Origin of the sequence: Polynucleobacter sp. HIN5 (assembly GCF_030297555.1) — a bacterium.
In the GTDB taxonomy this organism is placed as follows: domain Bacteria; phylum Pseudomonadota; class Gammaproteobacteria; order Burkholderiales; family Burkholderiaceae; genus Polynucleobacter.
The window spans coordinates 63119-75525 of sequence record NZ_AP028136.1 but is presented as its reverse complement, the minus strand read 5'-3'; the positions used below and the strand labels follow the sequence as shown (position 1 = coordinate 75525).

The window sequence follows — 12407 nt, the reverse complement described above, 5'->3', positions numbered from 1 at the left end:
CACCAACACAATAGGGCATGGTCTATCGCAATATCAAACGAGAGGATTTTGACGAAACCTTGCAAAGTCTAGGCGACGATCCTGCCATTTTGGAACATGAAACCCAGGCTGATCATTTACAAAGCAAGCAACAGGCAGCAAGGCACAATCAAATGAGCCAATCCTGGCCAGGCCTTAACGCCTTCAAAGAATTGCCCCTAGCATCGCTTCACCCAGGAATGCTCATTGCTGGAATTAGTTTTGTAGCGATGCTTATAACTTTGGTTTATTTGACCATCCAGGTTCGGGAACTTGCCGAACTTGGCCAGGGTGAGCCAAACCAAACAGCTATGAAGAAAGAGTTGATGACAATTCAAAGCCAAATTGACGAACTTCATAGCCAGGCTGACGAAAATCTAGAGCAGATGATGGAGTTTCTGGAGGAGATCCAAGCAAAGCGACACATTTCTGTCAAAGAAACGAAGCGATCAGTTATCCCCGATCCCGATGAGGTCGATTTAAAGAAATGGCGTCATTTGGGTATTAGCAAGAATAAGGATGGCGCCTTCGTGATGCTTCATGATGGCCAACAAAGTCGACTCTTTGCAAAACATGGGTTTGCTAAACCTTCCTGGCAGATCACCCACTTTGACGAGTCCCAGGTCACCTTACAGGGTCCCGGAGGAAAGCAAGTGGTGCTGATTTCGCCATGAAGCATGTGATATTTCGATACTGTTGGATTTGGCTTTTACTTGGCCCACAAAACACATTTGCATACCACGCGGCCAGTGGTAATGCTGCACTGAGTACTCCAATTAGTATTTCAGCAAAAGAGATGCCACTAGTGGATTTGCTCCATGTATTGGGGCAACTTGGCAATACGCATTTTGTATTAAGTCCTAGTATTCAAGGAAGTATTGATGTTCAGCTTGTCGATGTTCCATGGCAAACTGCGTTATCAACGATCTTGGCAAGCCGAGGCTTGCGGTTCATACGCAATCAGGGGGTCTATTGGATTGCACCGCATCAAGAAATCAACGCTTTCCAAAAACAACGTCGGGATGACTCAGCACTCCCCTTTGGGGGCGATCATCATGGCACACCCCGGCAAATTTTGATTGAGGCGCGGATTGTTGAAGCTGACCATCGCTTTGCACGTAATCTTGGCGCCAAGCTTGGCTTGCGATCGCAAGCAAAGAATCTCCCCGAAGGGAGCGATCGGGTTCAGGGTTCGTTTGAACTAGGATCACCACTTGGGGCTGGCGGCCTTAGTGGATTTGAGCCAGTGACTGCCGCGGCGACCCTTCTTAGTAAAAATGCCACCCGTCTTCTCGATGTGGAATTAAGCGCCTTAGAGAGCGATGGGCAGGGCAAGATATTGTCCAATCCCCGCATCATGACCGCCGATATGGTGAAAGCAACTATAGAACAAGGCACTGAACTACCGTACCAAACCTCCTCTTCAAATGGAGGTAACAAAATTCAATTCCGTAAAGCGAACTTGCGTCTCGAGGTGATTCCCAAGATTCATCATGACGGCAAAGTCTCTTTATTGGTTGCCATTAATAAAGATAGTGTAGGTATGAAGACAGAACAAGGCTACGCCATCGATACTAAGAATCTGAGCTCCGAAGTCAGCGTTGAGAATGGCGGGACGGTCATCTTGGGTGGTATTTATCAAACGACGGAGCGTGATGACACCGTCAAAATCCCACTCTTGGGTGATATTCCCTTGATCGGGCATCTGTTTAAACATCAATCAACTTTGCGAGATAAAACAGAACTTCTCGTCTTTCTAACACCCACTATCTTAGATAAACCCGAATAGAATGATGCTATGGACATTGAAAATTCCAATATCTTTCTGATTGGGCTGATGGGAGCTGGCAAATCAACGGTCGGGAAATTAATTGCCCGCAAACTCGAGCGACGCTTTATCGATTCTGACCACGCACTTGAAGAGCGCTGCGGGGTCAAGATACCAACCATTTTTGAGATGGAAGGTGAAGCAGGTTTTCGTAAACGCGAGGCACAAATTATTGACGAGTTAACCCGCGAGCAATCGATTGTGCTCGCTACCGGTGGTGGCGCAGTACTGCTCCCAGAGAACCGTAAGGTGCTAGCTGAACGTGGTACGGTCATTTACCTGCATGCCAACCCGATTGAACTTTGGCATCGCACTAAAGGAGGTGAGGGTCGCCCCCTGTTGCAACATGGTGACTCAAAAGCAATCTTAGAAAACTTATACGCCATTCGCGATCCACTCTATCGCGAAATCGCAGACTTTATTATTGAGACTGGTAAACCAAGCGTCAATCAACTCGCAAGCTCTTTACTCATGCAACTTGAATTAGCACCATGAAAACTCTGAATGTATCCCTCGGTGAGCGCAGCTATCCCATTTACATTGGCTCAGGGCTTCTCAAAAAGCCAGAGCTATTTAAGCCTTGGATTGCCGGCAAATCGGTATTCGTGGTCACCAACACAACCGTGGGGCCCCTCTATAGCAAGACGTTGATCCAAACCATTTCAGGCGACGCGAAGTCGGTTCATGAGATTGTTCTACCCGACGGGGAGTCTTACAAAGACTGGGCTACTCTACAGAAAATTTTCGATGCCTTATTAACCCATGGGGCTGACCGCAAATCAGTACTAATCGCTCTCGGTGGTGGCGTGATTGGTGATATGGTGGGGTTTGCAGCGGCTAGCTTTATGCGCGGCATTCAATTTGTTCAAGTACCCACGACTTTATTAGCTCAGGTTGATTCTTCAGTAGGCGGTAAGACTGGGATTAATCACCCGCTTGGTAAAAATATGATTGGCGCCTTTCATCAGCCGGTTGCGGTTATTGCTGACCTTGATACCCTCAAATCACTCCCGCCAAGAGAACTATCAGCCGGCTTGGCGGAGGTCATCAAACACGGCGCAATTGCAGACGCTGAATTTTTTAATTGGATTGAAGCGCACCGTCAAGAACTATTAAATTGCGATAGTGGCGCCATGAGTCATGCGGTCGAGCGTTCTTGCGAAATTAAATCGGCAGTAGTGGCCGCCGACGAGAAGGAATCTGGGATTCGTGCCATCTTAAATTTTGGTCATACTTTTGGCCATGCCATTGAATCTGGCTTAGGCTATGGAGAATGGCTGCATGGTGAGGCCGTGGGATGTGGAATGGTGATGGCGGCTGATTTATCTTCTCGTCTGGGTTATTTAAAAACCGAGGAAGTAAGTCGTATCAAAAAACTCGTTATGGCAATGGGTTTGCCCAATTGTGCGCCAAAACTTGGAAACAGCCGTTTCTTTGATTTAATGCGCATCGATAAAAAATCCGAGGGCGGTGAAATTCGCTACATCACCCTTGAGAAAATTGGCAAAGCAAAAATTGAAGCGGTTGATGATGCGATTGTTGAGCAGGTCTTAACGACTAATCAAGTAAGTTAATTTCAACTGTCTGCCCCGCCTGGTCGCTCACAAAGCGGGATAAATCGGCGAGCAGCTCATTACCAGTTTTTGTATCAAGCCAGAGTGGCTGGTTAATCACTCCGGCCCAACGGTAGTGAAAGCCTCCGGCTTTACAAGCCACCCAAATTTCATGCAGGGGCGGCTGGGTATTGACTACGACCACGCTACGATCCCGAAAAACAATATTAATCACATTGCCCCCTTGACGAGCAATATCAAGGTCGAGATCTAAACGCTCATCAGCGTTTTCTAGCGACAGTTCAATCGATTGCAACAGGTGGCTAGCCAGTTGATGAAATTGCTTATCATCAATTTTGTCAATCTGGGATGAAGGGGTGTTCTGCATGCTATATTCAAATTCCGGTGATTAAACAGATGATATTGATTGTAGTTAAGATTCCAGTTTACGTTGCGTTGCTGTCCCTACTTGGATGTGGGGTTAGAGGACCTTTGTTTTTACCCAATCCACCGCCCGCTCCACCAGCGCCCACCCAACCGGAGCCCAAAGGTACTCTGTACCCTCCTAAAGAATCAGGCATATCCACCCCCACTAATACGAGCTCGCCAAAGTAATGACGCATTCCATTCCATCATTAACTGGCTTTACTGAACACCATGGAGAGTGGTTTGCTGAAGGTGTTTCGCTATCTGCTTTAGCGAATCAATATGGCACCCCTCTATATGTTTACAGTAAGCATGCAATTTGTACGGCATACCGCGCCTATGATGTTGCCTGTATCCGTGCAAACGGCAGTCGCCGCGCCAGAATTCATTATGCCGTCAAGGCTAATAGTAATCTCGCTGTTTTAGATGAGCTCAAACAATTAGGTGCTGGATTTGATCTGGTCAGCGGCGGCGAACTCGCTCGAGCCCTTCACGTTGGAGCCGATCCAAAAAGTATGGTTTTTGCTGGAGTCGGCAAATCCGCTGATGAAATTAAATTTGCCCTCTCGGTTGGCGTCAAATGCATCAACGTCGAGTCCATCCCTGAACTGCAGCGTATTAATTCCATTGCTAAGAGTTTGGGTCTTCGCGCCCCAGTTTCATTGCGCGTGAACCCTGATGTAGATGCGCAAACCCATCCGTATATTTCGACGGGTCTCAAAGATAACAAATTTGGGATTGCCTATTTTGAAGTTCTAAAAACGTATCGCGAGGCCGCACTCCTGCCCCATATTGATATTGTTGGCATCGATTGCCATATTGGTTCACAAATTACCAATGTATCGCCCTATCTCGATGCCCTTGATAAGGTACTTGATCTTATCGATCAACTCAAACGTGAAGGTATTCTCATTCATCATCTCGATCTAGGCGGCGGTCTTGGAATTGACTATGGCTCGGATGCACCACCCGATATCACAGAGTTTACGAACACCCTACTCAATCGCATCGATGAGCGTGGCTTTGGACATATGGATGTCATTTTAGAACCCGGTCGCTCCTTAGTTGGAAATGCGGGATTGCTCTTGACCCAAGTTGAATATCTCAAAACTGGTGCAGATAAAAACTTCTGCATTGTGAACGCCGCTATGAATGATTTAATGCGTCCAGCCCTCTACGATGCCTATCATGCAATCGTTCCAATCAAAGCATCTACCGGTAAAGCAATTTCCTATGATGTCGTTGGGCCTGTTTGTGAATCAGGCGACTGGTTAGGCAAAGATCGCGCCTTAACAGTTCAAGAAGGTGATGTGCTGGCTATTTTGTCGGCAGGTGCTTATGGATTTGTGATGGCCTCAAACTACAACACCCGAGGACGGCCAGCAGAAGTGATGGTAGATGGCAATCAAGCACACCTAGTCAGAGAACGGGAGGCTGTAAATAGCCTCTTTGCTAATGAGCGAACGCTTGGGTCGAGCTAACTTACCGAAGTAATTAGCTTAGCGCAACCCAGCCATGTAATCAGACACCGCTTTCATTTCAACGTCTGACATCTTGGCAGCAATCGTGCTCATTTGCACACTATTCTTGCGCGTACCCTCTCTGAACGCAATTAATTGGGAGGTCGAGTAATCGGCCCATTGACCACTTAAACGGGGGTACTGGGCTGGAATACCAGCGCCATTGGGACTATGGCATCCTGAGCATGCTGGAATACCTTTCTCAGCAATACCTGAACGATAAATACGTTGGCCAAGAGCAATCGTGTCTTTATTCTGGGCTACACCCAATTTTGGCTCTTGCTTGTTTACATAAGCCGCTAGGTTGGCCATGTCTTGCTCGGTTAACGTTGCCACCATTCCCATCATGACGGGATTCATACGAGTACCATCTTTGTAATTTTTAAGTTGCTTGACCGTGTAGGAAATGTGCTGAGCAGATAACTTTGGCCAAGTTGCGACTCCACTATTTCCGTTTGGTCCATGGCAGCCAACACAGGCAACGACGCCTCGCTTTGGGTCGCCATTGTTATAGAGGGCATCGCCAGCAGCAGCATCCGCCTTAATCACTGCCGGAGTTGGGGCGCTGGTGGTCATCGCGGGAGCTGCTGCTTTTGCAGGCTCAGCCGCGTAAGAGAACGATATAAAACCACCAACTAAAACAGCCATGAGGGCAGAGATATTTAATTTTGAGAATTTGCTGCTATAGCGCATTATGGGTACCTAGCCTACTTTGAAATGTTCAAACGAAATTCATGTGATTTTACAATAGCTTCCAGTCATGTCTAAACTGCACCAAGCCCGCTTTTTTACCACGGTCAATGAGCTACAAACCCTTCCCCAGGGCGACCTGCCTGAGATCGCCTTTGCGGGTCGCTCCAATGCCGGAAAATCCAGTGCAATCAATATCTTATGCAATCAAAAGCGCCTGGCTTTTGCAAGCAAAACTCCGGGCCGAACCCAGCACATTAACTATTTTGGGATCTATGCCAAAGATGAGCTGCTCGCGTATTTAGTCGACCTGCCAGGCTATGGCTATGCCGCAGTTGGTGAGGCAACCCGCTCGCACTGGAACGAGATCTTGAGCCGCTACCTCCAAACCCGCAAAAATTTGGTTGGTTTGATCTTAATTGTGGATGCACGACGGGGTTTAACAGAACTTGATGAACAAATGATTGCCTGGTTTAGTGTGACCCAAAAACCTATCCATATTTTGCTAAGTAAGTCAGACAAACAAACTTTCTCCGAAAACCGCGCCCTGTTGCAAGCCATCTCAGAACAAATTAAGCAATTTGCCCCTGCCCAGATTACAGCTCAACTGTTCTCCAGCACAAAACGGGTCGGTCTTTCGGAAAGCGATACACTTATTCAACAATGGCTTTTTCCAGAGCGCAACATCGCCTAACCCTATCCTGATTAGAGAGTATTTGCATGTCTCAATATCCTGCCTATCGCCCCCGTCGGATGCGCCGTGATGATTGGTCACGTCGTCTCGTTCAAGAAAATCATCTAAGGGTTGACGATCTAATCTATCCCGTTTTCTTACTACCTGGAAGTAATCAAACCCAGGCGGTCAACTCAATGCCGGGTATTGAGCGCATGTCGCTTGATCGCCTCTTTCATGTGGCTGAAGAATGCGTAACGCTTGGTATTCCGGTCATGGCTCTCTTCCCTGTAATCGATGCATCACTAAAGAGCAACGACGGTGCTGAAGCATTTAATCCAAAGGGCCTTGTTCCAAGCGCAGTGATGGAGCTCAAAAAACGTTTCCCCACCCTTGGCATCATGACCGATATCGCGCTCGATCCTTATACGAGCCATGGTCAAGATGGCGTACTCGATGAACAGCAACGGATTTTGAATGATGAAACCGTCGCGATCCTCATGAAACAGGCACTCTGCCATGCCCAAGCAGGTGTGGACATGGTTGCCCCATCGGACATGATGGATGGCCGAATTGGGGCGATTCGTACCGCCCTTGAAAATCAAGGATTAATTCATACGCGCATCATGGCTTATGCCGCCAAATACGCTTCGTCGTTTTATGGCCCCTTCCGAGATGCAGTTGGATCATCACGCAATCTTGGCAAGGCGGACAAAAAAACCTATCAAATGGATCCCGCTAATGGCGATGAGGCCATCCGTGAAGTTGGCTTAGATATTAGCGAGGGTGCTGATTTAGTGATGGTTAAGCCTGGTATGCCCTACCTCGACATCGTATATCGTATCAAAGAGGCCTTCGGTTACCCAACCTATGCCTATCAGGTGAGTGGCGAATTCGCCATGATTAAGGCTGCCGCCCAAAATGGCTGGCTTGATCATGATGCGGTCATGATGGAGTCACTGCTCGGATTTAAACGTGCCGGAGCAGATGGTATCTTGACCTATTTTGCGCTTGAGGCCGCTCGCTCACTCAAGCGCTAAAATCATTTAGCACCTAGCTCTTGCAAGCGCTCTAGAAAACGACTGGGGGCCATAAAACCCACTACCCGCAACGATTTTTGTTCTTCACCAGCACCATTGAAAAACAAAATTGCGGGCGGGCCGAATAAACCAAATTGCCTCAATAATGCTTGGCTTTGTTGATTGTTAATGGTGACATCAACTTGTACTAATACAAAACGGCTCAACGCATTAGCAACCTCAGAATTGGTGAAGGTAATGGCCTCCATCTCTTTGCAAGAGATACACCAATCGGCGTAGTAATCGAGCATGACGGGTTTATTGTCAGCCTTTGCCTTTTGCAAAATACGCTCGAGCTCTTCACTCGAACGCACAATCTGAAATACCAAATCCGGTGGAATTCGTTTTTCAGTACGAGTACTTGTTTGAGTTTGATTACCAGTTACGACGGACATTGCTGGCCACACAATCCAAATGGCTAAAGCAACCAACACCAAACCAAGACTGCGCTGCAACCACATCATCCAGGCGCCTGTTTGCGGTAAGAAACTTCTAGCACCCAATGCGATGAGCAATAACGGCAATCCCATTCCTAAAGCCATCACAAATAGTAGGCCTCCACCAAGCGCCATCGATCCGGTTTGTGCCACAAACCCTAAAACACTTGCTAAGGGTGCTGTAATGCAAGGACTTGCAACCAGAGTCGAAATTGCGCCAAGACTAAAAGCGCCGGCAATACTTCCGCCCTTTTGTCGTCCCGCCAATTGATCCACTTTGCTCTGCCACGTTTGGGGCACCTTTAGCTCATATAAACCAAATAAGCTACCAGCCAAAAACAATAGAAGGAGGGCAAACAAAATAAGGGCAATAGGGCTTTGTAAGGCGCGCTGCACGCCGCTTCCCAATGCGGCCGTAAGAATCCCCGCTAACGCATACAACAAGGCCATACCCAAAATGTAAGCCAAGGCAAGATAAGCCGATCGGGTCTTGCTAATTGGGCTTCCATCTTGGCGACCCAAAACAATGCTGCTCAAAATCGGGAGCATCGGTAATACGCAAGGCGTAAATGCTAGGGCAATCCCAAGAATAAAAAATCCGATCAATAGATAAAACGGCTTGGCATTCTCCAAATAGCTTTTAATCGATGTGACATCATCGCGCCCGCTCCATAAATCACTGAGGCCAAATGGTTCTGAATGTGTATCCGCAACCCGTATTGGTGCTGCGTCACCCTCGGGGATAGGTGCCACTCGAACGCCTGGAGCTGCAATAAAGTATTGATAGGTCATTGGTGGGTAGCAAATGCCGCCATCAGCACAACCCTGCAAATCAATCTCTAAACGAATACCGCTTTGTGTGGCTTGAGCCAACCCAAGAAGAACTTCGAATGGTTTTGGAAAAATCTCCATTTTTTTTCCAAAGGTCTCATCAAACTTTTCAACCCCTTTAGGAATTTGAATGCTCTTGGGAGCGCTTGGCTTGTCATTGATGAACAGCCGATACTGCAAGGACTCATGGTAAATGTAATAACCCGAAACCGGTCGATACTCAATGGCAATTTTATTGGCATTGGCAATCCATGTCGCCTCCACAATAAATGCCTTTTCGGGAGGTAGAAATTCCTTGGCATTTACTGAACCAAGGAGTGCGACACTCGATAGTAGAAATAGCAAGAGTTGAACCAAGCCATATTGAATTCGCCTCATGACTTTGTTTCCTCATTCACCCAGCGCCCATATGCCTGGGAGTATTCAACTGGTTTTAAAGCGATGATCTCTGGCAACTGATAAGGGTGATGGGCCTTAATAAATGCCTCAATGCCCTTCCATTGAGTTGTTGCTGTTTTAGCACTTAATAGAACTTCGGTGTCATTGCAAACCTTTCCATCCCATCGATAGATCGATTGCACGCCCTCCTGAATTTGTACACAGGCTGCAAAACGCTCATCGATTAATTGCTGACCTAGTAATCTAGCCGCATCCATCGTGGGCAAAGTCGTGGTTACGATCAGTATCGAATCCATACAAAAGATGGCTCAAGCAGTGGGTTAAATGAAAAAGCCAGACCGAAGCCTGGCTTTAACTATACCTGATGCTAATTTATACTGCTGCAGGCTCTTGTTGAGGCGCCTCTTCAACTTCAGGGCGATCAACCAACTCAACCAGTGCCATTGGGGCATTGTCACCGTGCCGAAAACCAAATTTCAGAATACGAAGATAACCACCTGGTCGAGTTGCATAACGTGGGCCGAGCTCAGTAAACAATTTGCTTACCATTTCACGATCGCGCAAACGATTGAATGCCAAACGGCGGTTCGCTAAATTATCTTTCTTACCCAAAGTAATCAAAGGCTCAACCACCATCCGCAATTCTTTTGCCTTTGGCAGGGTTGTCTTAATAACTTCGTGCTCGATCAGTGAGTTCGACATATTGCGCAACATCGCCAAACGATGCGATAAAGTGCGATTTAGTTTGCGTAAGCCATTACCATGACGCATGATGCTTCCTTTCTAATTATTGCCCGAGAGTCGCTGGTGGCCAGCTGTCGAGCTTCATCCCAAGACTTAAACCACGGGCTGCCAATACGTCCTTGATTTCATTCAAAGACTTGCGACCCAAATTAGGCGTCTTGAGTAATTCATTTTCAGTACGCTGAATCAAATCACCGATGTAGTAAATGTTCTCAGCCTTTAGGCAGTTTGCAGAACGAACGGTCAACTCTAAATCATCAACCGGTCTCATCAACAACGGATCAACCATGGTTGAGCGACTTGGAGCCAACTCACCGCTCACTTGACTGCTCTCTAAGGCGGCAAATACGACCAACTGGTCAACCAAAATACTGGCGGCCTGGCGAATTGATTCTTCAGGAGAGATCACACCATTGGTTTCAATAGTCATCACCAAACGATCTAAATCAGTACGTTGCTCAACACGAGCAGACTCAACCGCATAGCTAACACGATTAATTGGACTAAATGATGCATCTAACACAATGCGGCCGATCAGCTTGGTTGCTTCATCTTGATACTGACGCATATTGCCTGGTACATATCCACGGCCCTTTTCAACCTTGATTTGCATATCGAGCTTACCGCCAGCTGCTAAGTGTGCAATGACATGCTCTGGATTAATGATTTCTACGTCATGGGGAAGATCAATATCCTTAGCGTAAACAACGCCAGGACCTTCTTTACGCAAATTGATCGTCACTTCATCCCGGGACTGTAACTTGAAAACAACTCCCTTTAGATTAAGCAGCAAGTTCACAACATCTTCCTGAACACCGTCCAAGGTGGAGTACTCGTGAACAACACCAGCAATCGCTACTTCGGTTGGAGCAAAACCAACCATGGAAGACAACAAAACACGACGTAATGCATTACCAAGCGTGTGGCCATAGCCACGCTCAAATGGCTCCATCACAACCTTAGCCTGGTTTGCACCGAGTGCTTCAACAGAAATGATTTTTGGTTTAAGCAAATTTGTTTGCATAGATATCTTTTCCTTAAGAGGTGCAGTATTAGCGTGAATACAATTCGACGATCAAACTTTCGTTGATATCACCACTGATTTCATCGCGATCTGGTACTTGTTTAAACGTTCCCTCGAGCTTACTTGCATCAACGCTGACCCAATTAATTGCGCCAACTTGGGAAGCAAGATTTAGAGCTTCTTGAATACGGGTTTGCTTCTTTGCCTTCTCACGAATAGCAATAACATCGCCAGGACGAACTTGCATGGACGGAATATTGACCACTTGGCCATTCACCGTAATTGCTGCATGCGATACCAACTGACGTGCTTCAGCACGGGTTGAACCAAAGCCCATGCGATAAACCACATTATCCAAACGGGACTCAAGCAGCTGCAATAAGGTCTCGCCAGTATTGCCTTTACGGCGCTCGGCTTCAGCAAAGTAGCGACGGAACTGACGCTCGAGTACGCCATAAATCCGCTTCACCTTTTGCTTTTCACGCAACTGATTACCGAAGTCAGAAGTACGAGCACCTGAGGTACGACCGTGCTGTCCTGGTTTGCTGTCTAGTTTGCACTTGTCCGATAAAGCACGGCGAGCGCTCTTTAAAAATAAGTCGGTACCTTCCCGACGAGATAGTTTGGCTTTAGGGCCTAAATAACGTGCCACGATTTTTTCCTTTCTATGCCTCGATGGTTACCGAGGTGAGTTCGCTGTAACTACCAACGAACGGTGGGCTTATTAAACAATTGCTGGCAAAGCCAGCGGCTTGGTACTGCAAAAATTAGATACGGCGGCGCTTTGGAGGGCGGCAACCATTGTGTGGGACCGGAGTCACATCTTGGATCTCAACAATCTTGATCCCTAACGAGTTCAATGCGCGAACTGCAGACTCACGACCAGGGCCTGGGCCCTTGATTTGGACCTCTAAATTCTTAATCCCACACTCAATTGCTGCCTTACCAGCCACTTCCGCAGCAACCTGAGCTGCAAATGGCGTTGACTTGCGCGAACCCTTAAATCCTTGACCGCCTGAAGTTGCCCATGACAAGGCGTTTCCTTGACGATCGGTAATGGTCACAATGGTATTGTTAAACGATGCATGCACGTGGGCAATGCCATCAGCGACGTTCTTTTTAACCTTTTTGCGAGCGCGTTGTGCACTTGCGTTTGCGGCGGTTTGTTGTGCTTTTGCCATATCA

The 12407-nt window shown here is 47.3% G+C and carries 16 protein-coding genes; 7 read left to right on the top strand and 9 right to left on the bottom strand.

The features are described from left to right. Positions 1-17: 17 nt before the first annotated feature. From QUE61_RS00460 to aroB, 4 genes are read left to right on the top strand one after another with little or no spacing between them, the layout of a single operon-like run. Positions 18-692 (top strand): hypothetical protein, encoded by a 675-nt coding sequence (locus QUE61_RS00460; protein ID WP_286307027.1) that lies wholly within the window; start codon positions 18-20, stop codon positions 690-692. Next, positions 689-1807, top strand: a complete 1119-nt coding sequence (locus QUE61_RS00455) for a secretin and TonB N-terminal domain-containing protein (RefSeq protein ID WP_286307026.1) — start codon at positions 689-691, stop codon at positions 1805-1807. The genes QUE61_RS00460 and QUE61_RS00455 overlap by 4 nt, the downstream gene beginning before the upstream one ends. 9 nt (positions 1808-1816) lie before the next feature. Further along, a complete protein-coding gene (locus tag QUE61_RS00450; protein WP_286307025.1) occupies positions 1817-2341 on the top strand; it encodes a shikimate kinase in 525 nt (174 codons plus the stop codon). Further along, the gene (aroB, locus tag QUE61_RS00445; RefSeq protein WP_286307024.1) at positions 2338-3420 is read left to right on the top strand and encodes a 3-dehydroquinate synthase; all 1083 of its coding nucleotides are present in this window, start codon (positions 2338-2340) and stop codon (positions 3418-3420) included. The genes QUE61_RS00450 and aroB overlap by 4 nt, the downstream gene beginning before the upstream one ends. Here the strand turns inward: aroB and cyaY are convergent. Further along, positions 3404-3787 (bottom strand): iron donor protein CyaY, encoded by a 384-nt coding sequence (gene cyaY / locus QUE61_RS00440; RefSeq protein ID WP_286307023.1) that lies wholly within the window; start codon positions 3785-3787, stop codon positions 3404-3406. The genes aroB and cyaY overlap by 17 nt on opposite strands. Before the next feature lie 58 nt (positions 3788-3845). After that, the gene (locus QUE61_RS09560; protein ID WP_286307022.1) at positions 3846-4022 is read right to left on the bottom strand and encodes a hypothetical protein; all 177 of its coding nucleotides are present in this window, start codon (positions 4020-4022) and stop codon (positions 3846-3848) included. On the opposite strand from QUE61_RS09560, the gene lysA reads away from it, so the two are divergent. After that, positions 4014-5306: a diaminopimelate decarboxylase gene (gene lysA / locus QUE61_RS00430; RefSeq protein WP_286307021.1), complete on the top strand. Its 1293-nt coding sequence runs from the start codon at positions 4014-4016 to the stop codon at positions 5304-5306. The two genes, QUE61_RS09560 and lysA, sit on opposite strands and share 9 nt — an antisense overlap. 18 nt (positions 5307-5324) lie before the next feature. Here lysA and QUE61_RS00425 read toward each other — a convergent pair whose 3' ends face one another. Further along, positions 5325-6038: a c-type cytochrome gene (locus tag QUE61_RS00425; protein ID WP_286307020.1), complete on the bottom strand. Its 714-nt coding sequence runs from the start codon at positions 6036-6038 to the stop codon at positions 5325-5327. A gap of 67 nt (positions 6039-6105) precedes the next feature. Between QUE61_RS00425 and yihA the strand changes: the two genes are divergently transcribed. Together yihA and hemB are read left to right on the top strand one after the other, a co-directional pair. Continuing rightward, positions 6106-6729 carry a ribosome biogenesis GTP-binding protein YihA/YsxC gene (gene yihA / locus QUE61_RS00420; RefSeq protein ID WP_286307019.1) on the top strand — a complete coding sequence of 208 codons (624 nt, stop codon included), beginning with the start codon at positions 6106-6108 and terminating at the stop codon, positions 6727-6729. Positions 6730-6755: 26 nt separating this feature from the next. Beyond that, a complete protein-coding gene (gene hemB / locus QUE61_RS00415; RefSeq protein ID WP_286307018.1) occupies positions 6756-7748 on the top strand; it encodes a porphobilinogen synthase in 993 nt (330 codons plus the stop codon). Positions 7749-7750: 2 nt separating this feature from the next. Here hemB and dsbD read toward each other — a convergent pair whose 3' ends face one another. From dsbD to rpsK, 6 genes are all read right to left on the bottom strand, one after another. Beyond that, complete coding sequence (dsbD, locus tag QUE61_RS00410; RefSeq protein WP_286307017.1) at positions 7751-9433, bottom strand: protein-disulfide reductase DsbD; 1683 nt, start codon at positions 9431-9433, stop codon at positions 7751-7753. Continuing rightward, complete coding sequence (gene cutA, locus QUE61_RS00405; RefSeq protein WP_286225442.1) at positions 9430-9750, bottom strand: divalent-cation tolerance protein CutA; 321 nt, start codon at positions 9748-9750, stop codon at positions 9430-9432. The genes dsbD and cutA overlap by 4 nt, the downstream gene beginning before the upstream one ends. A 76-nt stretch (positions 9751-9826) precedes the next feature. After that, positions 9827-10225 carry a 50S ribosomal protein L17 gene (gene rplQ / locus QUE61_RS00400; protein ID WP_286307016.1) on the bottom strand — a complete coding sequence of 133 codons (399 nt, stop codon included), beginning with the start codon at positions 10223-10225 and terminating at the stop codon, positions 9827-9829. A 16-nt stretch (positions 10226-10241) separates the two neighbouring features. Further along, complete coding sequence (locus tag QUE61_RS00395; RefSeq protein ID WP_286223783.1) at positions 10242-11222, bottom strand: DNA-directed RNA polymerase subunit alpha; 981 nt, start codon at positions 11220-11222, stop codon at positions 10242-10244. A gap of 28 nt (positions 11223-11250) precedes the next feature. Beyond that, a complete protein-coding gene (rpsD, locus tag QUE61_RS00390; protein WP_286281109.1) occupies positions 11251-11874 on the bottom strand; it encodes a 30S ribosomal protein S4 in 624 nt (207 codons plus the stop codon). Between the two features lie 115 nt (positions 11875-11989). Beyond that, complete coding sequence (gene rpsK, locus QUE61_RS00385; RefSeq protein WP_108507603.1) at positions 11990-12403, bottom strand: 30S ribosomal protein S11; 414 nt, start codon at positions 12401-12403, stop codon at positions 11990-11992. Between the last annotated feature and the right edge of the window lie 4 nt (positions 12404-12407).